This is a genomic window from Pseudonocardia halophobica (assembly GCF_050948485.1).
GTDB lineage: Bacteria > Actinomycetota > Actinomycetes > Mycobacteriales > Pseudonocardiaceae > Pseudonocardia > Pseudonocardia halophobica.
On record NZ_CP192046.1, the window covers coordinates 4,947,236 to 4,971,683 of the forward strand.

At 70.4% G+C, this 24,448-nt stretch carries 26 protein-coding genes; 13 read left to right on the top strand and 13 right to left on the bottom strand.

The window, feature by feature from the left end:
* Nucleotides 1-78: 78 nt before the first annotated feature.
* Nucleotides 79-1,332, bottom strand: coding sequence for a formamidase (gene fmdA, locus ACQP04_RS23440; RefSeq protein ID WP_433502717.1), 1,254 nt, complete (start codon nt 1,330-1,332; stop codon nt 79-81).
* A gap of 986 nt (nt 1,333-2,318) precedes the next feature.
* Here fmdA and ACQP04_RS23445 point away from each other — a divergent pair.
* Nucleotides 2,319-3,206: an ABC transporter substrate-binding protein gene (locus ACQP04_RS23445; RefSeq protein ID WP_433502718.1), complete on the top strand. Its 888-nt coding sequence runs from the start codon at nt 2,319-2,321 to the stop codon at nt 3,204-3,206.
* Between the two features lie 24 nt (nt 3,207-3,230).
* Here the strand turns inward: ACQP04_RS23445 and ACQP04_RS23450 are convergent, their stop codons facing one another.
* The 3 genes from ACQP04_RS23450 to ACQP04_RS23460 form a co-directional block, all read right to left on the bottom strand.
* Entirely contained in the window at nt 3,231-3,932 is a 702-nt protein-coding gene (locus tag ACQP04_RS23450; RefSeq protein ID WP_433502719.1) for an alpha/beta fold hydrolase, read from the bottom strand.
* An 83-nt stretch (nt 3,933-4,015) separates the two neighbouring features.
* The gene (locus tag ACQP04_RS23455; RefSeq protein WP_433502720.1) at nt 4,016-4,348 is read right to left on the bottom strand and encodes a hypothetical protein; all 333 of its coding nucleotides are present in this window, start codon (nt 4,346-4,348) and stop codon (nt 4,016-4,018) included.
* A gap of 279 nt (nt 4,349-4,627) precedes the next feature.
* Nucleotides 4,628-6,142 (bottom strand): acetyl-CoA hydrolase/transferase family protein, encoded by a 1,515-nt coding sequence (locus ACQP04_RS23460; protein WP_433502721.1) that lies wholly within the window; start codon nt 6,140-6,142, stop codon nt 4,628-4,630.
* Nucleotides 6,143-6,508: 366 nt separating this feature from the next.
* Here ACQP04_RS23460 and ACQP04_RS23465 point away from each other — a divergent pair, with 366 nt between their 5' ends.
* On the top strand, nt 6,509-6,973 hold the full coding sequence (locus ACQP04_RS23465; protein WP_433502722.1) for a phage tail protein: 465 nt from the start codon (nt 6,509-6,511) through the stop codon (nt 6,971-6,973).
* A 197-nt stretch (nt 6,974-7,170) separates the two neighbouring features.
* Here ACQP04_RS23465 and ACQP04_RS23470 read toward each other — a convergent pair whose 3' ends face one another.
* Both ACQP04_RS23470 and ACQP04_RS23475 read right to left on the bottom strand, forming a co-directional pair.
* Nucleotides 7,171-7,473, bottom strand: coding sequence for a hypothetical protein (locus ACQP04_RS23470; protein WP_433502723.1), 303 nt, complete (start codon nt 7,471-7,473; stop codon nt 7,171-7,173).
* 113 nt (nt 7,474-7,586) lie between these two features.
* Nucleotides 7,587-8,003 carry a heavy metal-responsive transcriptional regulator gene (locus ACQP04_RS23475; RefSeq protein WP_433502724.1) on the bottom strand — a complete coding sequence of 139 codons (417 nt, stop codon included), beginning with the start codon at nt 8,001-8,003 and terminating at the stop codon, nt 7,587-7,589.
* Between the two features lie 538 nt (nt 8,004-8,541).
* On the opposite strand from ACQP04_RS23475, the gene ACQP04_RS23480 reads away from it, so the two are divergent.
* Nucleotides 8,542-9,174, top strand: coding sequence for a phosphatase PAP2 family protein (locus ACQP04_RS23480; RefSeq protein ID WP_433502725.1), 633 nt, complete (start codon nt 8,542-8,544; stop codon nt 9,172-9,174).
* A gap of 6 nt (nt 9,175-9,180) precedes the next feature.
* Complete coding sequence (locus ACQP04_RS23485; protein ID WP_433502726.1) at nt 9,181-9,405, top strand: hypothetical protein; 225 nt, start codon at nt 9,181-9,183, stop codon at nt 9,403-9,405.
* A gap of 273 nt (nt 9,406-9,678) precedes the next feature.
* On the opposite strand, the gene ACQP04_RS23490 is transcribed toward ACQP04_RS23485, so the two are convergent.
* Nucleotides 9,679-10,407 (bottom strand): helix-turn-helix transcriptional regulator, encoded by a 729-nt coding sequence (locus ACQP04_RS23490; RefSeq protein ID WP_433502727.1) that lies wholly within the window; start codon nt 10,405-10,407, stop codon nt 9,679-9,681.
* A gap of 157 nt (nt 10,408-10,564) precedes the next feature.
* On the opposite strand from ACQP04_RS23490, the gene ACQP04_RS23495 reads away from it, so the two are divergent.
* The 6 genes from ACQP04_RS23495 to ACQP04_RS23520 all read left to right on the top strand — a co-directional run bounded on the left by ACQP04_RS23495 (nt 10,565) and on the right by ACQP04_RS23520 (nt 15,116).
* Nucleotides 10,565-11,047: a DUF2231 domain-containing protein gene (locus ACQP04_RS23495; protein WP_433502728.1), complete on the top strand. Its 483-nt coding sequence runs from the start codon at nt 10,565-10,567 to the stop codon at nt 11,045-11,047.
* Between the two features lie 93 nt (nt 11,048-11,140).
* Nucleotides 11,141-11,608, top strand: coding sequence for a hypothetical protein (locus ACQP04_RS23500; protein WP_433502729.1), 468 nt, complete (start codon nt 11,141-11,143; stop codon nt 11,606-11,608).
* A gap of 164 nt (nt 11,609-11,772) precedes the next feature.
* Nucleotides 11,773-12,330: a DoxX family protein gene (locus ACQP04_RS23505; RefSeq protein WP_433502730.1), complete on the top strand. Its 558-nt coding sequence runs from the start codon at nt 11,773-11,775 to the stop codon at nt 12,328-12,330.
* A 1,021-nt stretch (nt 12,331-13,351) separates the two neighbouring features.
* Nucleotides 13,352-13,570, top strand: coding sequence for a hypothetical protein (locus ACQP04_RS23510; protein WP_433502731.1), 219 nt, complete (start codon nt 13,352-13,354; stop codon nt 13,568-13,570).
* Between the two features lie 269 nt (nt 13,571-13,839).
* Nucleotides 13,840-14,160: a hypothetical protein gene (locus ACQP04_RS23515; RefSeq protein WP_433502732.1), complete on the top strand. Its 321-nt coding sequence runs from the start codon at nt 13,840-13,842 to the stop codon at nt 14,158-14,160.
* Between the two features lie 650 nt (nt 14,161-14,810).
* Nucleotides 14,811-15,116 (top strand): GAF domain-containing protein, encoded by a 306-nt coding sequence (locus ACQP04_RS23520; RefSeq protein WP_433508424.1) that lies wholly within the window; start codon nt 14,811-14,813, stop codon nt 15,114-15,116.
* A 188-nt stretch (nt 15,117-15,304) separates the two neighbouring features.
* On the opposite strand, the gene ACQP04_RS23525 is transcribed toward ACQP04_RS23520, so the two are convergent.
* The 3 genes from ACQP04_RS23525 to ACQP04_RS23535 form a co-directional block, all read right to left on the bottom strand.
* Nucleotides 15,305-16,306 carry an RNA polymerase subunit sigma-70 gene (locus ACQP04_RS23525; protein ID WP_433502733.1) on the bottom strand — a complete coding sequence of 334 codons (1,002 nt, stop codon included), beginning with the start codon at nt 16,304-16,306 and terminating at the stop codon, nt 15,305-15,307.
* 255 nt (nt 16,307-16,561) lie between these two features.
* A complete protein-coding gene (locus ACQP04_RS23530; protein WP_433502734.1) occupies nt 16,562-17,572 on the bottom strand; it encodes an NADPH:quinone oxidoreductase family protein in 1,011 nt (336 codons plus the stop codon).
* Between the two features lie 24 nt (nt 17,573-17,596).
* The gene (locus ACQP04_RS23535) at nt 17,597-17,884 is read right to left on the bottom strand and encodes a hypothetical protein (protein WP_433502735.1); all 288 of its coding nucleotides are present in this window, start codon (nt 17,882-17,884) and stop codon (nt 17,597-17,599) included.
* 177 nt (nt 17,885-18,061) lie between these two features.
* Between ACQP04_RS23535 and phaZ the strand changes: the two genes are divergently transcribed.
* The 3 genes from phaZ (at nt 18,062) to ACQP04_RS23550 (ending at nt 22,027) form a co-directional block, all read left to right on the top strand.
* Entirely contained in the window at nt 18,062-19,297 is a 1,236-nt protein-coding gene (gene phaZ, locus ACQP04_RS23540) for a polyhydroxyalkanoate depolymerase (protein ID WP_433502736.1), read from the top strand.
* A gap of 40 nt (nt 19,298-19,337) precedes the next feature.
* A complete protein-coding gene (locus ACQP04_RS23545) occupies nt 19,338-21,092 on the top strand; it encodes a PHA/PHB synthase family protein (protein ID WP_433502737.1) in 1,755 nt (584 codons plus the stop codon).
* A gap of 146 nt (nt 21,093-21,238) precedes the next feature.
* Nucleotides 21,239-22,027 (top strand): maleylpyruvate isomerase family mycothiol-dependent enzyme, encoded by a 789-nt coding sequence (locus tag ACQP04_RS23550; protein ID WP_433508425.1) that lies wholly within the window; start codon nt 21,239-21,241, stop codon nt 22,025-22,027.
* Nucleotides 22,028-22,536: 509 nt separating this feature from the next.
* Here the strand turns inward: ACQP04_RS23550 and ACQP04_RS23555 are convergent.
* The 3 genes from ACQP04_RS23555 to ACQP04_RS23565 form a co-directional block, all read right to left on the bottom strand.
* Complete coding sequence (locus ACQP04_RS23555; protein WP_433502738.1) at nt 22,537-22,746, bottom strand: hypothetical protein; 210 nt, start codon at nt 22,744-22,746, stop codon at nt 22,537-22,539.
* A gap of 221 nt (nt 22,747-22,967) precedes the next feature.
* Nucleotides 22,968-23,333, bottom strand: a complete 366-nt coding sequence (locus ACQP04_RS23560; RefSeq protein ID WP_433502739.1) for a hypothetical protein — start codon at nt 23,331-23,333, stop codon at nt 22,968-22,970.
* 455 nt (nt 23,334-23,788) lie between these two features.
* Nucleotides 23,789-24,397, bottom strand: a complete 609-nt coding sequence (locus tag ACQP04_RS23565; protein ID WP_433502740.1) for a glycosyltransferase — start codon at nt 24,395-24,397, stop codon at nt 23,789-23,791.
* Between the last annotated feature and the right edge of the window lie 51 nt (nt 24,398-24,448).

The following is a 24,448-nucleotide window of genomic DNA, read 5'->3' on the forward strand; positions in this document are numbered from 1 at the left end:
GGGGCAGGCGAAGACGTCGACCCGCATTCAGGTCTCCTCCGCGTCCTTCCGCGTCCTACCTGCGTCCTACCTGCGTCCTCAGCTGCTGGTCGCGCACGCGCCGCGGTCCGCCGACTGCGGGCCCTCGCTGGTCGGCCGGATGTCGAAGTCGAAGATCCCGGTCGGCAGGTAGAGCGAACAGCAGGCGTTCGGGATGTCCACCACGCCCGACACCCGTCCCTCGATCGGCGCCGAGCCGAGCAGCAGGTAGGCCTGTTCTCCGGAGTAGCCGAACTTCTTCAGGTACTCGACGGCGTTGAGACAGGCCCGCCGGTAGGCGACGGTGGCGTCCAGGTAGAGGTTGTCCCCCGACGTCTCGTCGACCGACACCCCGATGAAGGTGAGGAACTCGCTGTAGCGCGGCTCGACACGCCCCGGGATGAGCACCGGGTTGGTGGTGATGCCGTACTTCTCCATCCCGCCCTTGATCAGGTCCACACCGAAGTCGATGAAACCGCCCATCTCGATGGCGCCGCAGAAGGTGATCTCCCCGTCGCCCTGCGAGAAGTGCAGGTCGCCGCCGGACAGCTTCGCCCCGGCCACGTGCACCGGGTAGTAGACGCGGCTGCCCCGGGTGAAGTTCTTGATGTCGTGGTTCCCGCCGTTCTCCCGGGCCGGGACCGTGCGCGCACCCTCGCGTCCGACGCGCTCCAACTCCGTCCCGCTCAACGTGCCGGCCAGGACCCCGTCCTCGAGCGGCGGCAGGGCCAACGGCGGCACCCGATCCGGGTCCTGGTCGATCAGCGCCTGCTCGCGGCGATTCCACTCGGCCAGCAGCTCGGCGGACGGCGCCGTGCCGAACAGGCCCGGGTGGGTGATGCCGGTGTAGCGCACCCCGGGGATGTGCCGCGAGGTGGCGTCCTGACCGTGGAAGTCCCAGATCGCCTTGTAGGCGTCGGGGAAGTGGTCGGTCAGGAAGCCGCCCCCGTTGGCCTTCGCGAAGATCCCGGTGTAACCCCAGCCCTGGCCGGGGGCGTCGCCGTACTCCTGCGGTGGCTGGCAGGGACCCAGGTCGAGGATGTCCACGACCAGCAGATCGCCGGGCTCGGCACCCTGGATCTCGACCGGCCCGCTGAGCATGTGGGCAACGTCGAGGTTGACGTCCCGTACGTCGTTCGACGAGTCGTTGTTGCCGAGTTGCGCATCGGTCCATTCCCGGCATTCGACCCGAAACTCCGCACCCGGCCGGACCGACGCGGCCGCCGGGATGTCCGGGTGCCAGCGGTTGTGGCCGGGTACCGCCTGATCTCGCATCGACTTCGACTGATCCACGCTGAACACGACCTCGGGCACCGTTATCCCTCCCGTCTCTGCGTGCAGAATTCCTTCCTAAGGAAACTATTCCCACTGGAAGAAGCTGTCAACGACGTGTCCGGCGACCGACCAGGTTTCTCCGGCTCGATGCGGGCCGGGGCAGCTCCAGGTTCCCCCAGGGACAGGTGACCCCGGGTGCTCGCGGCGCGGACGCGGCGGCCCGGCCGCCCCACCCGCCTCGGAAGGAGGGCCCGCGATGCTCGACCCGACCGGCGAGGTCAACGCCTTCGACCACGTCGACCAACCGGCGAGCTACCTGCCCGCGGCCGTCGTCACCATCTCCCCCACAACCACAGCCGCCTCGGCGGCCACGGAGCACACGAGTACGCCCGCGGCTGCTCGACGAGCCCGCCCGCCTCCTCGAGGCACGCCCGGACGAACAGCAGTACAGCGAGGGCGAGGGCCTCCTGCGCCCAGCGCCCGGGCCTCTGCGTGTCCCAGGGTTTGTGCTGACCCGGCGCGACCAGTAGATCGATGTGCGGCCTTCCGAACGCGTCGTCCGAAGCAGAATGATCCTGTCTCGGTTACGGGCGGAATCTGCATCGGCATCGGTTGTCTGGTGCGAGAAATCTGCGCCGCAGCCCTTGGCGGCTCCTGCGAAGTGGCGTCTCGCGAGGGACAGGAACAGGAACGATTATCTTCGGCATTTCGTCGCCACCTCCGGCAGCATCTACGCTGTTGCCGCATGACCGGATGCGATACGGCAGCCTGAAGCCGGAGGACAGGCGCCCGCAGCTCCGCCCGGGTGCTCCATTCCTCATCCGACAGATCCAACCGACACCACGGCCGATCCAAGCCGTGTGCAGGAACCACACGATGCGGATGTGGCGACTCGCGGATCCGAACGGGCCTCTCGGGTCCGGACACGAGATCGTGGTGGGCGGATCTCTCGCACGCTGTCGGTGCTCGACTCGTGTTCGTAGAATCGTGGGCGTCCACGGCCGCGTCGGCCCGGGGTCCACCGGGTGGGAGTGATCACGATGGTGTTCCGGATCCAGCCGCACGTGCGGCTGCACGAGTGGGTCGCCGAGGAGCGGGGCTTCTTCGCCGAGGAAGGTCTGGACTACGAGTTCGACGCCGGGTTCGCGGGTGGCTCGGCGAGCGGGGTCAGCGCGGCCGGCGAGGCGCCGCTGCAGGTGCGCAGCGGCGCCTTCGAGGACATGCAGGCCGGCCGACCCTCGGATGTGTCCTGCGCCTGCCACTGGGCGGTGAACGCGGCCGCCACGGCCGAGCACGGGAAGATGTACGGCAAGGCGTACTCGGTGTGCCCGGCAGGGATCTACGTCGCCGCGGACTCCGCGCTGCAGGAACCCGCCGACCTTGCCGGCGTCGAGGTCGGCGTCGGGTACCACTCGGGCAGCCACTATTCCGCACTGCAGGCCCTCGAGGCGTTCATGCCGCGCGAGCAGGTGACGCTCGGCTTCTTCGGCAGGCCGTTCGACCGCGCCCGACTGCTGCTGCAGGGCCGGGCGCCCGCGGTGAACGTCTGGGGCGCGGCCGCCTACGTGCTGGAGCAGCGCGGATTCCGCAAGCTCGTGGACACCACCTTCGTCATGGGCTTCCTGCTCTCCGCGCAGGTGAACCCCGACGACGTCGAGCGCTACTTCCGGGCGCTGCTACGGGCCCAGCAGGAGATCGACCTGGAGCCGCACCGCTACACCCCCCACTGGGCCCGGGAGATGCCGGCGGACCTGCTCGAGCTGGTGGACGTGCGCCGCTTCGGGCCAGGGGAACGGATCGTGCCGCAGCCCTACACGCGCGAGATGTTCGACCGCACCCAGGGCTGGATGCGCGAATGGGAACTGCTCGACATCACAGCACCGACCCGCTACGAGGAAACCGTGCTCAGCTGACGCCCGGCCGACCACGCGGGGTCGCTACTGCGTGGCCCCCACTGCCTCGGCCGCCGTCACGATGAGCTGCAGGACGTCGTCCGGGTGGGAGACCATCGCCACGTGGTTCGTCGCGACCTCGACGGTCGTGGCCCCCATCCGGGCGGCGAAGGCGCGCTGCGCGTCGGGCGGGATCGTGCGGTCGCCCTCGGCGACGAGGAACCACGACGGCAGCGACCTCCACGCCGGGACGCCCATCACCTCGTCGACGGCCGACCAGGCCAGCGGCTGCTGCACGGCGTACATGACCCGCGCCTTGACCGGGTCGACGTCGGCGGCGAACTGGTTCAGGAAGTCGTCCTCGGGCATCCAGGCGTACCCCTGCTCGTCGACGTCCAGGTGCGCCAGGGCCGGGCCGGGCGGACCCTGCGCCAGCAGCTTGCCGATCGACTCGCCCTCGTCCAGGCCGAAGGCCGCGATGTAGACCAGGCCGACGACGTTGGGCGTGTCGGTACCCAGCGCGGTCACGATCTGGCCGCCGTACGAGTGGCCGACGAGGAGGGTCGGGCCGTGCTGGCGCGCCAGGACCTGGCGCAGCCGGGCGACGTCGGCCGCCAGCGCCCCCTCGGCGAACTGCGGCGCGCTCACGGTGTAGCCGTCGGCCTGCAGGCGCTCGACGACCGCGCTCCAGCTGGAGCCGTCGGCCCACGCGCCGTGGACGAGGACGATGTTCGGTCGGCCACTCATCGGAGGATCCTTCCCGGAGGACGGCCACGGGGACCGTCAGCGTCGGTTCAGGGCTCGCCCGCGGGGGGCGAGCGCGGCCTTGATCAGGTGGTCCGGGGGTACGTGCGGGCGGGATCGGCTCCTGCGGCGTCGTGGCGACGGCTCGTCGCCTCCCTGAGCTCGGGCAGGTACCTCAGGACGTGTGCGGAGATGTCGGTGGCGGCCGACACCACGCCGTGGCTGGGCGTGTCCTTCTCGCGCATCTCGCGCGCGATGGCCTCCAGGAGCCGGGCGATCGCCGACATCACGTACTCGCCGGGGAACCGGTCCCCGAAGATCTGCTCCGCACGGGCGACGCGCAGGGCCGTGGCCGCTTCCGTGAGCAGGGCCGGATCTCCACGGAGTGCCCAACGACCCGTGGAGTCGACGGTGTCCATAGGAGCTCCATCCCTGTCGAGGCGGCCCCGGCGCCGCCCTTCGGCGCCGCCCCGCCGCCCGCGGCGGGGACCGCGTCCGGCATTCGACCCGGTGCGCCGCGGCGGCACTTCACCCGCTGCGGGCGATGAGCCGGAGCCGCGGCCGGCCGGACCGTGGTCGGCTCGTGGCGGGTCGGCCGCTCGCCCGAGCCGTGCCCGCCAGCACCGAGATGTGCGCCCGGGCGGGGTCGGACGTGGTCGGCAGGTGGAGTCCGGCCGGCCCGTCCGGGCTGGTGAGGATCAGGCCCGCATGCTTCCGGTCGCCAGGTATCGCTCGTGCCAGCCGAGCGCCTCGCCGATGAGGTGCGGCGTGTGCTTGCCCGGAGACCCGGCGAGAGCGCGCTGGTGGTAGTCCTCGAGCAGGGGCCGGTAGTCCGGATGGGCGCAGCGGTCGATGATCTGGCGCGCCCGCCGTCGCGGAGCGAGGCCGCGTAGGTCGGCGAGGCCCTGCTCGGTCACGAGGACATGCACGTCGTGCTCGGTGTGGTCGACGTGGGACACCATCGGCACGATGCTGGAGATCGCGCCGGCCTTCGCGGTCGACGGGGTCAGGAAGAACGAGATGTAGGCGTTGCGGGCGAAGTCGCCCGAGCCGCCGATACCGTTCTGGATCTGGCTGCCCATCAGGTGCGTGCTGTTGATGTTGCCGTAGAGGTCGGCCTCGATGATGCCGTTCATGGCGAGGACACCGAGCCGGCGCACCACCTCGGGATGGTTGCTGATCTCCTGCGGCCGCAGCACGATCCGGTCCCGGTACGCAGCTGCGTTCGCGTTGATCTCCTCGGCGGCGACCGGGCTCAGCGAGAACGCCGTGGCCGACGCGACGGACAGCGTTCCCGAGCTGAGCAGCCCGAGCATGCCGTCCTGGATCACCTCGGTGTAGGCGGTGAGGTTCTCGAACGGGCCCGCGCCCAGCCCGTTCAACACGGCGTTGGCCACGTTGCCGACACCGGACTGCAGTGGCAGCAGGTTCGCGGGGAGCCGTCCACGGGCCACCTCGTGCTCGAGGAACTCCAGCAGGTGCCCCGCAATCCGTCGCGAGGCGTCGTCGGGCTCGGTGAACGGGGTGTTGCGGTCCGGCCGGTCGGTCTCGACGACGGCCACGATCTTCTCGGGTGGGCACATCAGGTAGGGGGTGCCGATGCGGTCGCCAGGACGGGCGAGCGGGATGGGGACGCGGTGGGGCGGCAGGGCGGTGCCGTAGTAGATGTCGTGGAGGCCCTCCAGCTCGGTGCTCTGCCAGGAGTTGACCTCGACGATCACGCGCTCGGCCTGGTCGATCCAGGTCTTGTTGTTCCCGACGGAGGAGGACGGCACGAGCCGCCCGTCCTCGGTGATACCGCTGACCTCGACGAGCGCCACGTCGAGGTGGCCGAGGAAGCCCTCCCACACGAGCTGCGCGACGTGGGACAGGTGCACGTCGATGTACTCCATCAGCCCGGCGTTGATCTTCCGGCGGCTCACCGGGTCGGACTGGTAGGGCAGTCGTAGCTCGATGCCGTCGGCCTCGGCGAGGGCACCGTCCAGCTCCGGAGCGGTGGACGCACCGGTCCACACGCTCACGCGGTACGGGGTGCCGGCGGCCGTGGCTTCGGAGATCCTCCGGGCCAAAGCCAGGGGAACCGCCTTCGGGTAGCCGGCCCCGGTGAAGCCGCTCATCCCCACGTTCGCTCCCGCGGGGATCAACGCCGCCGCCGCGTCGGCCGGAACCACCTTGCGGCGCAGCTCGGCGCTCGCGACGCGCATCTCGCCCATCGACTCTCCAGCCCTCGTCGGATCCCGTCGTCCAACCCCCAACCGCAGCCAGGGCTACCCGCCGACGGGAGGGGAAGAACCGCCTCCCACCTCCCGAGCCGCAGAGGCCATCTCGGCCGAGGCCACCGAAGCCGCCCGAGCCCGGCACGAGGAGCAGCCCGGGTGACTTCCTCGGCGAGGGTTTCAGGCGCGGCTGCGGGCCCGTTGGCACAGAGGCGGCGTCCAGCAGGCGGCACTGCCGGGACCTGACGCCACGGTGGTTCGCGGTCTGCCGCAGCTACGGATCTTTGAGGACAGGCACTTCACGGGCAGGATGCCCAGCGACGGGCTCGAGAATCATCCGGCCGACCGAGGGGACTTCGTGTCATGACCTACGCCGTGGACTTCCAGACCGTGTCGACCACCGGAGTGGAGTCGTCGCCGGTGGCGTCGGCGCTCGCGGGCTTGCGGGCGAACGAGGCCCGCTACTTCAAGAACAAGTACGACCACGACTTCACGGTGGAGCCCGCGGCCGACGCCCAGGAGACCATCGAGTGGGTGCACCGGATCCTGCGGGAGGAACGCGACATCGTCATCTCGTCCCCGCCGCTCGAGGCAACGGCGTTCCAGGTCGAGAACATCCGGATGGCCTACGTCTTCTACGAGAGCGGCCTGTCGATCAACGTCATGTACACCCTCGACGACACCGGCAAGCGGGCGGTCGGTTTCAAGCTGTCCGACGGGATGGAGATCCCCGAGGAGCTCGCCTCCCGCTTCAAGTTCGCCCGCCAGAAGTCGAAGCTGGCCGGGACCATCCGCGGTTCGTACTTCACCATCAAGAAGGAGTACTGAGCCCGGCTCCCGACGAGTGTCGCCGATCGGCCAAGGCGGCCGGCAAGGCCACCGGCGTGGTCACCACCGCCCAGCCACCTACGTCCACGAGGTCCTCGGCGCTCGTCATCTGACCGTCGCCAGGTCGTGGTGACGTCCCGTTCGCCCGCCCCGGTGAGGGGCCGTCGCGATCGCTGCGCGGCCGCGCCCGGGGCCGCCTACGGGGCCGCTGTCGCCGTGACCTCTAGAACCCGGATGTCGATCAACGCGATGCCCCGGGTCGAGCGACCCTCCTCATTGCCTTCGACGTCGACGCGGAACGACTCGGCCGCCTCCCGGGAACTGAAGGTCACGACGGCGATGCTCTGCCGAGCGTCCCGGTCCAGCAGCCAGCTGCCCGACTCGAATCCGGCATGTCGCCGGGCACCGGGAATGATGAGCTCCCGGAGCGCCCGGCCGTTCTCCTCCTCGCGGGAGAGGTCCAACGCGAACGTCGCGACGGTGGCATGGGTGGCGGTCATCGCGACATGGTCCCGTGAGCTCAGATCGCGCCCACCTGCAGCCGTCGGCATTCGCGCTCTTGGTCACCAGGAGCAGCCCGGGGATGCGCGGCGGAGCCTCCCGTGAACGACGTCTACTCCGCGTGGACCTCGGACGGATCCTCGATGAGGTAGCAGACCTGCCCGCCTCTGCAGCGACCCGGATCCGGTCGCGCTCCCCGCGGGACGCGGGCGCGCAGGTCGTCGCGCAGAGTGGTCAGGTCTCTGATCTTCGCCTCCACGGTCTCGATGTGGTTCTCGATCAGTTCGGTCACGTGCTCGCAGGGCGGCCCTTCCTGGTCGCGGACCCGGAGCACCTCGGCGATCTGGGCCAGGGACAGGCCGAGCGACTGTGCCGATCGCGTGAAGCGCAAGCGGGTCACCGCCTCTTCGTCGTACTCCCGGAAGCCGCCGGGCGTGCGCTCCGGGGCGGGGAGCAGTCCTGCCTGCTCGTAGAAGCGGATCGTCCGTACGCGCACTCCGGTCCGCGCGGCGAGCTGCCCGATACGCACCGAGCGACCGTAGCGCCGGCAGCGCTTGACCCTCCACCCGACTGGAGGTTCTAGATTCCTGGGGCAGCGGTCAGCGGGCGCGCCGCGCTGGCGGGCAGCGCCATGCTCCGCCGCTGTCCGAGTGCCTCACCCGAGCGGGACCCCCCTCACCGCTCGGGTGAGGCCGGAGTTCGGGCCTTCCCACAGCCCGGGATCGCCAGGAGCGCAACACGGACGAGCGCGGCGTGCCCAGCACAACCACGCTGGGACGAGTAACTGGACGATTGCTACGAGCGCCGACGGTCACGGCATCGGGCTCGCCCTGGCCCGCAGCCTGGCAAAGGCCGAGGGCGGGCGGCTCACCCTCACCCGCACCCGACCCACCACCTTCACCGTCCTCCTTCGAGTCGCCGAACCGGCCCCCTGGCGCCGCCCCTCCATAGCGCGTCCGTCCGCGATGCCTTGCCCTGCGCTAACCCTCCGTTGGGTCCCCGCAGGGAGTGCGATCCCTATCGTCGAGACGCCGCCCCGGTCGGGCGTCAGAACGAGTGGAGCAGGGATGGGATTCGCCGACGCCGAACAGTGGCTGGCCGCGGCGCTGTTGATGGTGTGGCTGGTCGCCGCTGGGTTGTCGGCCTTCCGACAGGTGCCGCGAGTGAGGCGACTGTCGACGGTCACGCTGACCGGTACCGGGACCGCCGCCGGGCTGTTCGCGCTCCAGGCCGGCGTCGTCGACGCCGTCGCCGACCCGGACGGCATCTCTGTCGCGGACATCCCCGCGCTGCAGTGGCTGGTCGACCACCGCGCACCCTTCGCCACCGCAGCCGCGATGGCGGTCAGCCTGGTCGGCGGGACGGCGGCCATGGCCGTCCTCGCCGCCGTCGTCGTGCTCGTGCTGTGGTTCCGCCGCCGCCGCTGGGAGGCCGGCGTCGTGGCCGTGGCGACGGCCGGCGCCGGCCTCCTCGTGGAGACGCTCAAGAACATCTACGACCGACCGCGGCCCCCGGAGGCGACCCGGCTGGTGGTCGAGACCAACTACTCCCTACCGTCCGGACACGCCCTGGGCTCGACCGTGGTGCTCGGGATCGTCGCCGCCGTGGCGGTGCTCGTCCTGCGCGGCACCGTGGCCCGAACAGCGGAGGTCGTACTTGCGGCGGTCCTGATCGTCGCGGTCGGACTGTCCCGGCTCTAACTCGGCGTGCACTGGCTCACCGACGTTCTCGACGGCTGGCTCGTCGGAGGGGTCTGGCTCGCCCTGTGCGTCACGGTGCTGTTCCACACCCGCCCGGTCCCGCTGCCCGGCCCGGACCCGGAGCGACCCGCCGGCGACGCCGACCTCCCCGGAGCCGCCGCGGTCGTCGAACCCACCACCGAGATGTCTGCCGGACCGGCGGCGCAGGGCGACTCACGTCGGCCAGAGTGACCTGGGATGCCCCGACCTCGTGCCGTTGTCTGATCCTCCGACCAGTAGCGCGCCCGCGGCGATCATGGCGCTGATGCCCACGGTCACTACCTGCACCAGGACGACCGCGACCGCGACGACCGCGCGCAGGGCGACCGCGACGACAGCGGCGACGGCCGTGAGGAGGGCCAGCAGCGGCTGCTTCAGGATCCGCCATCACATCCGACCGCACCAGGCGTCAACTGGTCGGCACGGGGCGGCAATCGCTGCGGCTGAAGCAGACGTCTGGCGCACCTACGCTGATCGACGCGGACTGCGGAGTTCGACGCAGCATTCCTCAGGTCGTGGAACGAGCGCTGCTTCGAGCGCGTCGGCGCCGCCGAACCCCTCGATCAGGCCGGCGAGGAAGGCCTGGTTGATGCCGCATACCAGTGTGGGCGCCTTGGCGGCAGCGGGGTGGAACGGGCAGCTGCGTAGCCGCACGCAGTCGGACGCCTCGCGGCGGGGTTCGAATCCCTGGCGCTGCAGGATGTTCACGACGGCGGTAAGCGCACGTTCTGCCCCCAGACGCCCCGGACGTGTGTGGCCGCGCTCGGCGATCCCGATCTGGTACCCGCGCTGGTGGGCGGCTCGGTATGCGTCGTGAGTGGTATCTGTGTCCGCGTCAGCCGCGCCGTCCACCTCGTCGCTCCGGACCAGGACCGCGTCGAGAAGAATGTCGATGAGCAGCTCGTGTCGGCGAGGCGGGATGCTGATCCGGATGTCGGCCTCTGTCGGCCAGTACACCTTGGGAGCCCGGCCGACCTTGCGGATCCCGGTGGCCGGCCGGTAGTCCGCACGGAGCGCCCCGGCGTCGACGAGCTTGTCCAGGTGGAAGGCGGCAAGCTTCCGGCTGATCCCGACCGCCTCGGCGGCCTCGTCCCGGGTGACGGGGCCGCCCGCAGCGCGGATGAACGAGAACATCGCCTGCCGTAGGGGACCTTCGAGGGCGGCAACCGCCCGGATCGCCGGATCACCGCTCACCGGGCGAGGGTAACACCAAGGCTTGTGTCCTGATCGTTCACGCGATCGGGCAGTGCAGGGCATCTTGACTGCCGAACCGGATAAGACCAAACTTCGTTGGCGAATCAAGCCAGGGGCTGGAGCCGTCATGACTGCTGGGGTTCGGGCAAAGCGGCCGGTGAGTGCGCTGCTGGCCGGCCCTTACGGGCATCCCTTCCACCCGATCCTCGTGACCGTGCCCATCGGGGCATGGGTGGCCAGCCTGGTCTTCGACATCGGGTCGTACGTGGTGGCCACTCCGGCGGGTCTCGAGCAGGGGTCACGATGGTTGATCGCGATCGGCGTTGTCGGCGCGCTGGCGGCGGCGATGATCGGGTTCCTGGACCTGATGGCCATCCCGGGCGGGACCCGCGCGTTTCGCACCGGCCTGGTTCACATGACCCTCAACCTCGGGGTCACCGGGGCCTACATCGGCAACTTCTTCTGGCGAGGCGCCGGCGCCGGGCCTGTGGTGCCGGTCGAGATCGGCCCGCTGACGCTGTCGACGATCAGCCTGGTCGTGCTGGGCGTTTCCGGCTATCTCGGCGGCAAGCTGGCCTACCGGTACGGCGTGCGGGTCGCCGAGGAAACCACTCAGGCCGAGGGCTACGAGCCTGGGTGACCCCCGCGTGATCCGGCCGGACCCCGACAGATGTGCCCTCGGCCAACAGCTCCCCACCAGCAGATTGCCACCGCCACTGCGAGGAGACGAGCAATGAGTACAGCCGCACTGATCGCCTGGGTCGTCACAGCCGCTGGCGGCTTCGTCCTGCTCGGCAGGTGGATCGCACACGGCGGCGCGCGGAGCCCGCGGACCAGCAGCTTCCCGCCCGCGCTGATCTTCGGGCACTTCCTGCTGGCTGCCGCGGGTCTGGTGGTGTGGATCGTCTACCTGGTCACCGACCGGGCGGTGCTGACCTGGGTCGCGCTCGCGCTGCTGGTCGTGGTGGCGTTGCTCGGCTTCACGATGCTCGCCCGCTGGATCCCCGGATACCGCGCCCACACCGCCTCCGGGGTCCCCGCGCACACGGGCGCCACCGCCCCGGCACCCGGCGGCTCTGCCGAGCCGAACCGTCCCGCCGAGCAGCACTTCCCGGTCGCCGTGGTGGCCGCACACGGACTCGTGGCGGTCGCCACCGTCGTGCTCGTGCTCCTGGCCACGCTGGGAGTCGGTGTGAGCTGACAGCGCCAACGACAACCGACCAGGAATTCTTCGCTCTCACAGGAGCCGCGCCTGGAACCAGACGACGACCTGCCTGACGCAGGACGACCCACATTGTTCCGAAGTTGAGAAGCACCGGCGTCGAGACGAGAACCCCGACGTCGCTCCCCCGGTGAGGTGCCTTCATGTCCGACGGACGTAGCTCGTCCTTCCCGTCGAAGCGGTACGGCGTAGAGGAGGGTGGTTCTTCGAGACCGACCATCACGCAGCGCGCCGCTCGGGCGGCCCTTCCCGCTTTCCGCGTCGTCGCCGGGTTCTTGTTCGCTTGCCACGGTGCGGCGTCGCTGTTCGGCATCTTGGGAGGCGCACACGGACGCGAGAGCGGCGTCGTGGCGTTCGCCGAGTGGCCGAGCTGGTGGGCCGCCCTGATCCAGCTCGTCGGCGGCACGACGGTTGCCCTCGGTCTTGCTACGCGCACCGCGGCCATCGTCTGCTCGGGCTCGATGGGCTACGCCTACTTCATGGTTCATCAGGGCACGGCGCTGCTGCCGATCCAGAACGGCGGCGAAGCAGCCGCCCTCTACTGCTGGATCTTCCTGCTGATCGCCGCGCTCGGGCCCGGTCCGGTGGCGGTCGACTCCCTCCCGTGGAAGCGCGAGCGCGGCACCGGGCATCCGGCCGGCGTCACCTCATCGCCGCCCCCTCGCCGGAGCAGGTTCGGCACGCCGGTGACGCCTCGCTGACCGTCCGGCGGACTGACCGCTCCGACCCCCAGGCAGGACTCTCCGGCACTGGACGACCGCGAGTCTGTCCGTCCGGGAACCTTTCGGTCGCGGCCTCTGAAGGAAGCCGAACGCCTCGAGCTTCCGGCGCAGCGTAGCGAGCCGGCACCGACGCAGACCGGCCGCCAACGGCTTGTCGGCGTCGTCGTGGCCGAGCAGTTCGACGGGGAGAGGGCCGGTTCCGTGAACCGGCCCCAACTGGTTGCTCTTGCTGAGCCCGCGCTACGGGCCGCCCGCGACGACCTCGAACCCCACCGCCGTGAGCCATTCGAGCGCGGCCTCGCGACCCGAGAAGAGGTGTGCCGATACCCAGGAAATCCAGTGAGCGGCGTGGCCGTCGCGTGACCCCTCCCTCGGGCGGTCGCACCGTGCTTCTGGAGCCTTGGACGTTGATTCGCCCGTCTGAGGCCGGGAGGGCCGAAAGCCCGTACTCCCAGCACCGGTGTCACTGTCACCGTGAGCACACGGCGCTCGAGGGGTCCGGACCCTTCAGGCTTCGAGGTCCTGGCGGTCAAGATGGGTGCTGCCGGGGCCGGAGCCTCATCGCTGGCGACCAGTCCCGACCTGAGATGAGCCCGTGCACGCCGACGACAACGCGCCCGTGCCGCCCACCGGCAGGCCGGTTCCGGTAAGGACGTTCGGCTTCGCTCGGGAAGCCGATGGGCGGCACAGCAATCATCGGACCGGCCCGCCCTCGAAAGCCTGCCACGCGCTGCGTCATCCGAGCAGGTGACGTCCGTGGAGGCGACGGAGCGGCACGCCCACAACAGAGATCCAGCTGGCGTTCGACGCCGATCTGCAACCCATCGGCTACGCACTGATCACCGAGAGTGCCAGCAGGGACGCATCCCGGAATAACCCTGCCCGCAGCGCCCGACCTGTTCGGCTGGGAACCCCCCCAGCCCCACGACGGCGCCACTGCCACCGGATCGGCCACTGCTGGAGCCACAGACCACGCCGGTCGCTTCGGCACGATCGCCTGATGCCTCGCACGGGCGAGGACACGACGAGGGCACCGCGGCGTCCTCACATCGACCGGTCGGCCCGCTGGGCAGTGCCGGCTGACGTGCCGTGCGATCAGCTGCTCGCCGACGACCAGTTGATCGAGGCCGTTCGAGCCGAGCGTGTAGACGAGCACCACCCCGATCCGATCGCCCGGCTCCTGGCCCGCTGGCGCGCCGATATCACCACAGCGAGCTGACGTCGGCACGTACGGCCGGCGCGACCAGCCGACAGCTGAGGCGCGAGCCCGGACTCCTCTGCATTGACGGATCTCGTCGAGGCCGCATCGGTGTGAACAATCGACGGCAGCGGCGCGCGGCACCGGATGCGCAAATCTGGGAAACTTCGAATGCGGTCGTACTGCCTCCACGGATGACATGCGACTCTGAGGCGCTCAAGGTTAAATCTCGGCCAAATCATGTGGTGGCCGCTTCCGGGCTGCAGCAGCCAAGGCGCATGGTCTGGAATATGGCCACCGGGTACGAACGGCTTGTGCTCACACAATCCCGGGCCGACGCCTGGATCGTCATCCTGCGAGGAGAACCTGGCCGCGAATCCACCCAGGCCCTTCGCGACGAGATCGACGAATTGCTGGACCGCAGATCACGACAGCCGGTGGTCGTCAACCTGGCCGCAGGTACGCATGCACAGGGCGACGAACCTGTCGAAGCCTCGTATCAAGAGCTCGTCCACGAGGCCGTCGCCGTCGGCAGCGAGCTGTGCGTGATCTGCGCCCCGAGGAACCGTCCCTCACCATGGCTTTGCTCTGCTCCAGGAATACCAGCCTGAGATGTACCTCAGTCCTACTGACGCGCTAGCCGGGCTCTTCATGGGTGGGCCGGGCGGTAGGTGACCCCCGAAAGAAGAAAGTGCAGAGCGGGCAGCAGCAGGACAGACGCGTAGGGCAACGAGACGGTGGTCTGGGAGCGCGGCGACCGGCTGGCACACAGAGGAAAGGGCGTCTCGACCGCCGGCGGCTTCCCCTCGGTCGCAGCTGCCGCGAAGTCTGCGACGGCGGCGCATGTCCGGGCTGAGACAACGAGACACAGCCCTGGCCCAGGTCGGGACTTGTATCGTCTGTGAATCAGACGTCGGGTTCGCGCGCGGACCGGGATCGGGCAACCGGAGTCCTGCGCGACGGCCTGGAAGCGCGCGTCGACACGGCTCGGGCGCGGAATGCGGGGACGCGTGGGTGAACCGGCCGCAACCAGGGCCTGGCTGCGCACCCGGGTCGACAACCAGGTCGACAGTACGCTGCGCACCCTGCTGAGCTCGACGACGGAAACACTGGCCGTAGCGTCCGCCACGGCCGCCTCCGTGCGGATGCTGTCCGAGGACGACTCGCTGCTCCTTCCCGTGGCAGCCCACCACCCCGATCCTCACCTGCGTTCGAAGATCGCATCGGTCATGGACCGCACGGCACTCGGCCGCGCAGCGGAATCTGGCGCCCCGTCGTCGACTCTCGCCGAGCCGTCCGTCTCCGCATCGACCGAGATCAACTTCTTCCGGGGGCCTCACCGGAGCAGCTGGAGTTCCTGCTGCGTTATCCGCTCACCGCGATGCTCGGTGTGCCTCTGGAGCACGAGGGACGGCTGGTCGGCGGGGCTTCACTGATCCGGTTCTCGGTCGACATGGCGTTCACCGACGACGACGAGGCACTGCTGTACGACTTCGCTGCTCGAGTCGCACCACTTCTGGGGATATCGAGACAGTTGTCGGCGCGAACGACATCCGGCCCCTTCTGACAGGCCTGCCTCGCTCGAGTCGAACTGCAGGAGGAGACCCCGTCGAGGCCGAGCATTCTCGCTACGGCAGACGACGGCGACTGGTCGGCAGCACCCGCAGCGCGACGAACCCGACACCGCAGGCGGCGACTCCGGATCTCGACGCGGCGACGATGACAGCGGGAGAGCACAGGCGGCACTGCCGTCCGTCAGGACGAGCCCGCGAGCAGATCCGGGAGGCCGAACATCGTGACCAGCGCGGGTTCGTGGAACTCGGTCACGCGTGAAACGCCGGTGGCGGTGGCAGTCAGCACCACGATGCCGTGTGCCCGGAGTGCGCCGTCGGCGTGCCGGTGGTACACGACGGCGGCGGGCTGGTCGTTGGCCATCGTGGCGATCATGCGCCAGTCGCCCGGCGCGCCCAGCACGTAGCTGTCGAGCATGTGGATGCAGTTCATCCGGCCGGCGTACCACTCGCGGAACGGGGTGGCCTCCAGCGTGGCGTCGGCGCGCAGCACCTGTTGCAGCAGGCCGGCGTCGGAGCGTTCGAAGGCGGCGATGTAGCCGTCGAGCAGCGCACGTGCCCGCGGGTCGGTCGGTTCGAGCACGTCCCCGGGCTCCGGGTCCAGTTCGTCCAGCCGGGCGCGGGCGCGCTGCAGTCCGCTCTTGACCGCCGCCGTGGTGGTGCCGAGGATCTGCGCGGTCTCGGCCGCGGAGAACGCCAGGACCTCGCGCAGGATGAGGATCGCACGCTGGCGGGCCGGCAGGTGCTGCAAGCTCGCGATGAGAGCCAGCCGGAGCGACTCGCGCGCGACCACCGTCGCGGCCGGGTCATCGGCGGCCGGGGCGACCCGGTGGTCCGGCAACGGTTCCAGCCACGAGACCTCGCCCGGCGGAACGTGAGTCGGCGGGCGGTCGGGTCCGTCGTAGGAAGCTGTCAGGCCCGTCGGCAGCACCCGCATCCGGCGCGGCTCCAGGGCGGTCAGGCAGACGTTGGTGGCGATCCTGTAGAGCCAGGACCGGATCGACGCACGGCCCTCGAAGCCGGCGTAGGAACGCCAGGCCCGAAGATACGTCTCCTGCACGAGGTCCTCGGCCTGGTGTGCCGAGCCGACCATGCGGTAACAGTGCGCCGACAGCTCCCGGCGGAACCGCTCGGTCTCGGCGACGAACCGTTCCTGGTCCGCCGCCTCCCGCATGTGCGCCGTCATCCCGCGAGCGTAGGCCGCGCCCCGGTGGTCGGGCCCGCGATCGATTCGCGGTCCTCCCCCGGCGGGCGGTGGTCCCGCGGCGTCCGCTCGCGATCCGCCGCCCGGACCGTCGACCACAGGGGAAACCTCCGCCGCCGGGTGTGTGCTCCTCATGCGCCGCTGCCCCTCGTCCGGACCGGCCCCGCTCGTCGGAGCCGTCGTCCATGACGACCGGGACGCCGTTCCACAGGAATCGAATCCCAGCTCAACGCGCATTCACGCGGTGGACGGGCCTCCGGGCAGCAGGGCCAGTTTGCCGGTGGTCGCCCGGGATTCCAGTTCGGCGAGGGCCCTCGGGCCGTCGACCAGGTCGTAGGCGGTGGGGTGAGCGGGGGTGAGGACACCGGCGGCGACGAGGGTCGACAGCTCATCCACGATCTCGCCGAAGATCCTGGGCGCGGCCTGCATCAGCACGCCGATGTTGAGGCCGATGACATGAACCTGGTGTCTGTACACCAGGTCCCGGTTGGTGATCGAGGCTTGGCCGCCTGCCACGCCGTAGACGACGACCCGGCCTGTGACCGGCTTCGCCGCGGCGAGGCTGGCCTCGAACGTGGCACCGCCCGCCGACTCCAGCACCAGGTCGGCACCGGCACCACCGGTCAGCCGCAGCACCTCGGCGGCGAGGTCGCCGTCGAGGGAGTCCAGTACGTGGTCGGCGCCCAGCCCGAGCACCGTCCCGTGCTTGCTCGGCGAAGCGGTGGCGACGACCGTCGCGCCGTAGTGCCTGGCCATGGTCACCGCGGCCTGGCCGGTCGCGCCCGCCGCGGCGTGGACCAGCACGGTCTCCCCGGCGGCGAGGCGGCCCACGGGCTTGAGCGCGGCGAGTGCGGTCGGCCAGTTCACGACCAGGCCCAGCGCCTGTTCGGCCGTCCAACCGGCCGGCACCGGCGTCGCCGCGGTTGCGGGCAGGACCATGTACTCGGCGAAGGCCCCGTATCCCACGCCGACCACGCGGGTCCCCGGCCGTGGGCCGGTCACCTCCTCGCCCATCGCCACGACCTCGCCGGCGCCCTCGAAGCCCGCGAGATACGGGGGCCGCGGGCCGCCCGGGAACGTGCCGTGGGCCCTCGAGATGTCGGCGAAGTTGACGCCGGCAGCGGCGACCCGGATCAGCACCTCGCCCCGGCCGGGGCGCGGCACCGGCGCGTTGGTGATCAGACTGGTGTCCTGCGGACCCTTCGACGAGGTCTGCTGCAGCGCGCGCATGGTGGCGGGAATGCTCATGGCGATCGGCTCCCTCTCCTGGGCTCACCTCGTCCCGCCGGCCTCTCCGGCGGAACGCACTGTCGACCATGCAGACCTCCGCCACCGCAGGAAGGAATCGCCGGCTGCCGTGATCGTCGTCAGCGGTCGCGTCGTGCCGCGCTCCTTGTACAGCTCACGGACCAGCGGCAAGAGGGAGAGGACGACGATCACCGCGACGGCCGGGAGGAATGGGTACGGGGTGAGCAAGAGCGGCGTCTGCGCGCGCGGCGCCGCGGTCAGGACCTCTCCCACCGCTCGCCGGACCCGCCGGGTCGTCGTCACGTCGAGCACGCCCAACCCCGCGTGGTCGGTTCCGTCCGGGCCGGCGAAGCGCTCGCCGAGGATCTGCAGCCCGGACGGCCTTGAGCGCCGGAGATGATCGATCTGTCGCCACAGCGGTGGTCGATGCCACGACGCTGAGTTACCTTCTCTGTGATGCAGGTCGCATAGCGAACGGAGCTCGGGCGGATGCTCTACCCCGTATACGAATGGCATCGGCGGTTGACCGAGCCGGCGCGGATGTCGTCCGAGCTGCTGCACCGCTCCCTGTCGGGCCTGCCCGCGCCGGTCGCGGGGCTTGCCGGAACCCGCAGGCTGAGGGCCGTCAGCGAGATCGTCGCGGGCAGCCGCCCCACCCACGTCCGTCCGGACTGGGGCATCGAGTCGGTCACGGTCGCGGGCGAGCCCGTCGAGGTCGATGTCCGGCCCGTGCTGGCCACGCCCTTCGCCACCTTGCTGCATTTCGCCACGCCAGGGGCGACCGGGAGGACGCCGATGCTGCTGGTGGGGCCGATCTCCGGGCACTTCGCCACGTTGCTGCGGCCCACGGTCCGCACGCTGCTGGCCGATCACGACGTCTACGTGCTGGACTGGCACAACGCCCGGGACATCCCGGTCGACGAGGGCCGCTTCGGGCTCGACGAGTACATCGACCACGTGCTGGCCGCGATGCGCCACCTCGGCCCGGGCCACCACGCACTGGCCGTGTGTCAGCCGGCCCCGCTGGTGCTCGCGGCCGTCGCCGTACTCGCACGGGCGGAGGATCCCGCCCAGCCGCGCAGCCTCACGCTCATGGCGGGCCCCATCGACACCCGGGTGAACCCCAACAAGATCAACGAGCTCGCCGAGCGGCGTCCGCTGTCGTTCTACGAGCGGTTCCTCGTCTCGCGGGTGCCCCGCCGGTACGCCGGTGCCGGGCGGCGCGTGTACCCGGGGCTGGCGCAGCTGACCGCGTTCATGTCGATGAACACGCGGCGGCACCTGAGCTCGCACGTCCAGCTCTACCGCGCGCTGGTCGCGGGCGACGGCGCGACCGCCGAGCGGATCCGCGGCTTCTACGACGAGTACGGCGCGGTCATGGACGTACCGGCCGAGTTCTACCTCGAGACCCTGCAGCACGTCTTCATGGAGCACGCCCTCCCCCGCGGCGAGTTCGTCTGGCGCGGGCAGCAGGTCGATCTCTCCCTCATCAGGAGGACCGCCCTGCTCACCGTCGAGGGAGCTGAGGACGATCTGTGCTCGCCCGGGCAGACCGAGGCCGCCCATGGGCTGTGCACCGGGCTCCCCACGAGGGATCACCACCACCACCTGCAGCCGGGCGTCGGGCACTACGGGGTGTTCGCGGGCTCCCGTTGGAACGAAGAGATCTACCCGGTGATCCGGGACTTCGTCGCGGCCCGCTCGGCCGCCCGCACAGCGTCCTAGCTCGAAAGTCGCCTCACCACGCGAGGATGGGAGCCGCTCGATGACCAAGGCAGTGCCTGGCCGCGCCGACCAGGAGCGGACCACCCGGTCAGCGCGGCCCGGACCGGTGGCCGAGCCCGTCCCCGTCGACGAGGCCGAGGCGCTCGGCGTGGTCGAGGGGGGCGAGGCGGTCGGCATCCCGTCGGTCGTCGGGGTCCTGAAGGGAATCACCTCGGCGTTCGCGCAGCCCGGGCCCGTCAGCCGGGGTGCCGGACGGCTCGTCCGGGACCTGGTCTCGATCGCCCGCGGGACCGACGAGCACACGCCCCACCCGAAGGACAAGCGCTTCGTCGATCCGGCCTGGTCGATGAACCCGATCTTCCGGCGGCTGGGTCAGGGCTACCTCGCCCTGGGGGCCGAGCTGGGCCGCCTGGTCGACGAGTACGAGAAGGGCTCCGCGGACTGGCACGACGTCGAGCGGGCCCGGTTCGCCGTGTCCGCGCTGACCAGCGCGCTGTCGCCGACCAACCAGCTGCCGATGAACCCCGCGGCGCTGAAGCGTGCCTTCGACACCGCGGGGGCCAGCCTCGTGCGCGGGGCCCGCCAGTTCGCGCACGACGTCCGGCACAACGGCGGGCTGCCTTCGCAGGTCGATCGCAGTGCCTTCACGGTGGGCGAGGACCTGGCCCTCACCCCGGGCGACGTCATCCACCGGGACGAGGTGGCCGAGCTCATCGAGTACCGGCCGAGCACCCCGACCGTCCGGGAACGGCCCTTGCTGGTCGTCCCGCCGCCCATCGGCCGGTACTACTTCCTGGACCTACGGCCGGGACGCAGCTTCGTGGAGTACGCGACGAGCCGCGGGCTTCGCGTCTTCATGCTCAGCTGGCGCAACCCCACCGCCGAACAGGCGGACTGGAACATCGACACCTACGCCCGGCGGATCCTCAGCGCCTGCGAGGTCATCAAGGACGTGGCGGGCGTCGAGGACGTCAACACCCTCGGCTTCTGCGCCGGGGGCATCCTCCAGTCGGTCGTCCTGGGCCACCTCGCCGCTCAGGGCGAGCACACCATCCACTCCGCGTCGTACGGCGTCACATTGCTGGACTTCGGCGTCCGGGCGCCGCTCGGCGCCTTCTCCGCCCCGCGGGCGTTGGAGATGGCCCGGGCGGACTCGCAGCGCCGCGGAGTGATCACCGCCCGGTCGTTGGGCACGGTGTTCAGCTGGATGCGCCCCGACGACCTCATCTTCAACTACGTGGTCAACAACTGGCTGATGGGCGAACGTCCCCCGGTCTTCGACATCCTGGCCTGGAACGCCGACGGGACCAACCTGCCCGCAGCACTGCACTCGGAGTTCCTCGGCATCTTCCGGTCCAACACCCTCGCCGAGGGACACCTCGAGGTGCTGGGAACGCCGATCGATCTCGGCAAGATCACCGTGCCGGTGTTCGTCACCGGAGCGCTCAACGACCACCTCACCCCCTGGACCGGGTGCTACCGGACGACCGAGCTGGTGAGCGGTCCGAGCACCTACGTCCTGAGCAACGCGGGCCACATCGCCAGCCTCGTCAACCCGCCCGGCAACCCGAAGGCCAGCTACTTCATCGGCGGGGACCCCTCGCACGGCCCCGAGCACTGGCGCGCCACCGCGGAGAGGCGCCAGGGGACCTGGTGGGAGGCCTGGGCCGACTGGCTCGTGGAGAGGTCGGGCGACGAACGCCCGGCCCCCGCCACGGGCAGCAACGCCAACCACCCACCGCTGGAGCCGGCGCCGGGCTCCTACGTGCTGGACCGGACACCACCCTCGGCCTGACCCCGCACGACGTCGACCCGCTGAAGGAAGACGGCCACCGACTCGGTCAGCTCAGCCGGTCCCTCGAGGAGGAACGGCAGGCGACGAGCCGCGGTTCTGGCATAGTCCTCCCCAGAACCGAGCACGATCGGGGTCGGGTGCAGACCGTGTCGCTGGACCACATCGACCACATTCGCCGCGAGGCATCGCTCCTACGCGCAGCCCTGACGTCCGCGGAGCCGTCAGCGGCCGTCCCCAGCTGCCCGGGATGGCACGCCGATGACCTTCTGCGCCACCTGAGTGTCGTCCTCGGCTTCTGGGCGACGGTCGTGGAAGGCCGACTCACCACCCCGCCGGCCCCGGAGCAACCGAGCCCAGAAGCGCACCGCCCCGAGTTGCTCGACCACTTCGACCACCAGCTCGCGCGCCTCGTCCGGGTGCTGCAGGACGCCCCCGCAAGCACCGCGGTGTGGACGTGGTCGAACGACCGGACGGTGGGTTTCGTGCGCCGGCGAGTCGCGCACGAGACCCTGATCCACCGGCTGGACGCCCAACTGACCGCCGGGGCGGCCACGCCCGTCGACGCACAGCTGGCCACCGACGGCGTCGACGAGGTCCTGAGGCACTTCTTCGGCGGAACGGCTGGGGCGCAGTTCCGCCGCCGAGGTCCCCTCGGCTCCCTACGCACACCGGACACCGGCGCCGACTGGGTCGTGGAGCTCGGCGACGTCACCGGCCCGACGCGCGACGGCCGCAACCACCAGGACCGGCAGCCCGGGTTCCGCGTCGCCGACACGACAGCGCCGGCCGCGGAGTCGACGTTCACCATCAGTGCCAGCGCCGCGGACCTCGACGCCTGGCTGTGGCGCCGCCCCGTCGGGTCGGGCATCGCCATCGACGGCGACCCGGACGACGCCGCCCGCTTCACGGCGATCATCACCGAGGGCATCCGCTGACCCGCGTCCGCGGGCACCTCGAGCCCGAGGACGCTGCCTACTTGCACGAAGAACCGCCCCGGCGGGTCCGGAGCTCTTCGGACACGCCGGGGCAGTTCATGCGGGGCCGCTCGCAACGAGCCATCGACGCTGTCGGCGACGACTTGCGCTCCGGCGCGGACGACTTCACAGGATCGGGCCCGTGTGACGCGCTGGTCGTATGAGGCGTTCTCGGACGTGCCTACCGGTCGACTTGGCCCACACCTGTGACGGCTCGCCCGGCTCCGGGTGCCGGTGATCGGGTCGCAGTCGGCAGGGCGGGCACGTGCGGCGGGCCAGGGTTCCTCGACGCCATGCGCTCGGGCACCCGGTCGCTGCGGCGATGCGCCGGCCCGAGACCTGAGCTCACCGCGGCCACCACACGCGCTTCATCGGCCGGGCTGGTGCGGTTGCGACCCGTCCGGGGGTCCGAGCCACTCTGGCCCCCGCCGGGGTGCGCCCCGGCAGGCTCCGGCCCGGGTGAGGTCCGCCTACTCGTCGGTGAAGGTGCCCAAGGTGCGGAAGTTGAGGTAGTCGCCGAGACTCAGCCCGACTTCGCCGAAGTTCAGAACATCGCCCTGCGCCATCGAGAACGGCTCGGAGGCGGCCAGCTGGAAGGTGCCGTCCCCGGTGGGGACGGTCTCGAAGAAGAGCGTGCGGACCCCGGTCGGGGTCAGCAGGTGCGCAGTGCGCTCAGACATCTTGGGAAAGTACCCACGACACCCGACCGCACTCCGTTGATTGCGTCGCGGGTCACTGAGGTCTCGGTCTCGGCAGCATGCAGTTCGACCGCCGAGGCCTCGCTGGCCGGGACGGCCCGGTCCTCGGCCTCGGTCGACCGCTCACTGGTCAAGACCTACGGAGTGACGAACTTCTTGCCTCGTCCTCAGGTGCGAGCTCGAGGCACGCACGGCTTCGCCGATTATCGGCTTTGGGCCGCCACGGGTGCGCTCCAGTCGAGGACCTTCTCGGGAGGCGGACCAGGAGGCGGCTTGGACAGGTCCAGGCCGAAGATGTTCATCAAGAACTCTCGGAACTCCACGTCGAACGGTTCCTCGGAGGTGGTGATGAGTTGGAGTGCCCGCTCCGGGTCGTCCGCCTCCAACACCATGATCTCCACTGGTCCTTGCGGGGTGTGGTCGACGAACACACCTTGCCTGGTCACGCCCTGCCGCGTCCTCGCCGCGTTGTATTCGTCTCGGCGCGCTCCACTGAACTTGCTCATCCCGTCGCGCCACTCCTCGTACTTCTCAGGCGGGATCGGCATGGTCATCACGATCATCGACATCGGGCGCTCCACTCATCGCCGGAGAGTCCGACCGTGCGACGGCGGTCGCCCCGGTCGGGCTGGTTCTTCACTCAATACGTTCCAACACTCTCAGGTGGTGGCCGAGCGCCGGGAGTCATCACGCGCAGGTGCCCCGGCTCATGATCTCCCAACGCTCATCCCTGCATAGTGGCGAGGCCATGACGTTGGTCGATCCCGGGGATCAGGACCATACGTAGTTCACGCACCTGCCGATGACGGTTGCCGACCTGACAAGGAAAGGCTGTCGTCAGACTGGCGTGTTCGCGAAGGGCCCGAGCAAGGGCACAGCTCTCCCGCAGCCGCTCGTGGAGCCCCCGTTGCTTCCTTCGCGTCCTGCTCGAGATTGGGTCCTTCGCTGCCATTGCTGGCGCCCACCTTGAAAGCGCTCCGCGGCACCGCACGGAAACGACGTCCCGTTCGGGCAGACGATCAGATCAGCTCTCGAGCGCCGGGCCGCCTCCTCTAACGGTGGCTGCGGCGGCCATCTCAGTGGCCAGCCGTCGTGCGGCGCGGGCGAAGACCGGAATCCCCACAGGACAGCCCGCACCGCCTTGCCGACGCGGTCGGCGTGCCGCTGGTCCGGGGCGACGGTCTCCGCGACCCGAGCGCGGCGCATCGTTCGGGCTGAGGTGCTGGTCGGACGTGAGCAGCATGATCACCATCGGTACGCCCCGGCTCATCGCCTCCTTCACACTGTTGAAGCCACCATGGGTGACGAGCAGCACGCAACGGTCGAGCAGGCGAGTGAGCCTCAGGGCGGGTTCGACGTGCAGGTGCGGCGGCAGCGGACCGAGCCGCGCTGGATCCTGATCGGCTCCGAGCGCGACACCAACGACGACCTGCTCCTCGGCCAGCGCCTCGATGATCGCCTCGTAGGCGCACGATGTGCGGTGGAAGACCGTGCCGAGACTGACCAGGACGAGCGGTCGCACGCCGGTGTCGACGGCCCAGCCGGGCAGCGGCGCCGCCCGGTCGACGGCATCACGGTGTCGGACGTAGACGGTCGTTCTCCCCGACCACGACCAGGTGAAGATCGACCGCACCCATGTTGTGCGGAACCTGGCGGGCCGGCGATGACGCCCCAGCCGGCGGGG

What these genes read in the sequence shown, in the direction of transcription:
- ACQP04_RS23455 (WP_433502720.1), bottom strand. Translation starts at nt 4,348, where the DNA reads ATGGACACCGTCGACTCCACGGGTCGTTGGGCACTCCGTGGAGATCCG.
- ACQP04_RS23510 (WP_433502731.1), top strand. Translation starts at nt 13,352, where the DNA reads ATGCCTCGCACGGGCGAGGACACGACGAGGGCACCGCGGCGTCCTCAC.
- ACQP04_RS23515 (WP_433502732.1), top strand. Translation starts at nt 13,840, where the DNA reads ATGGCCACCGGGTACGAACGGCTTGTGCTCACACAATCCCGGGCCGAC.
- phaZ (WP_433502736.1), top strand. Translation starts at nt 18,062, where the DNA reads ATGCTCTACCCCGTATACGAATGGCATCGGCGGTTGACCGAGCCGGCG.
- ACQP04_RS23450 (WP_433502719.1), bottom strand. Translation starts at nt 3,932, where the DNA reads ATGAGTGGCCGACCGAACATCGTCCTCGTCCACGGCGCGTGGGCCGAC.
- ACQP04_RS23470 (WP_433502723.1), bottom strand. Translation starts at nt 7,473, where the DNA reads ATGACCGCCACCCATGCCACCGTCGCGACGTTCGCGTTGGACCTCTCC.
- ACQP04_RS23560 (WP_433502739.1), bottom strand. Translation starts at nt 23,333, where the DNA reads ATGTCGATGATCGTGATGACCATGCCGATCCCGCCTGAGAAGTACGAG.
- ACQP04_RS23460 (WP_433502721.1), bottom strand. Translation starts at nt 6,142, where the DNA reads ATGGGCGAGATGCGCGTCGCGAGCGCCGAGCTGCGCCGCAAGGTGGTT.
- ACQP04_RS23480 (WP_433502725.1), top strand. Translation starts at nt 8,542, where the DNA reads ATGGGATTCGCCGACGCCGAACAGTGGCTGGCCGCGGCGCTGTTGATG.
- ACQP04_RS23500 (WP_433502729.1), top strand. Translation starts at nt 11,141, where the DNA reads ATGAGTACAGCCGCACTGATCGCCTGGGTCGTCACAGCCGCTGGCGGC.
- ACQP04_RS23505 (WP_433502730.1), top strand. Translation starts at nt 11,773, where the DNA reads ATGTCCGACGGACGTAGCTCGTCCTTCCCGTCGAAGCGGTACGGCGTA.
- ACQP04_RS23525 (WP_433502733.1), bottom strand. Translation starts at nt 16,306, where the DNA reads ATGACGGCGCACATGCGGGAGGCGGCGGACCAGGAACGGTTCGTCGCC.
- ACQP04_RS23530 (WP_433502734.1), bottom strand. Translation starts at nt 17,572, where the DNA reads ATGAGCATTCCCGCCACCATGCGCGCGCTGCAGCAGACCTCGTCGAAG.
- ACQP04_RS23555 (WP_433502738.1), bottom strand. Translation starts at nt 22,746, where the DNA reads ATGTCTGAGCGCACTGCGCACCTGCTGACCCCGACCGGGGTCCGCACG.
- ACQP04_RS23465 (WP_433502722.1), top strand. Translation starts at nt 6,509, where the DNA reads ATGACCTACGCCGTGGACTTCCAGACCGTGTCGACCACCGGAGTGGAG.
- ACQP04_RS23545 (WP_433502737.1), top strand. Translation starts at nt 19,338, where the DNA reads ATGACCAAGGCAGTGCCTGGCCGCGCCGACCAGGAGCGGACCACCCGG.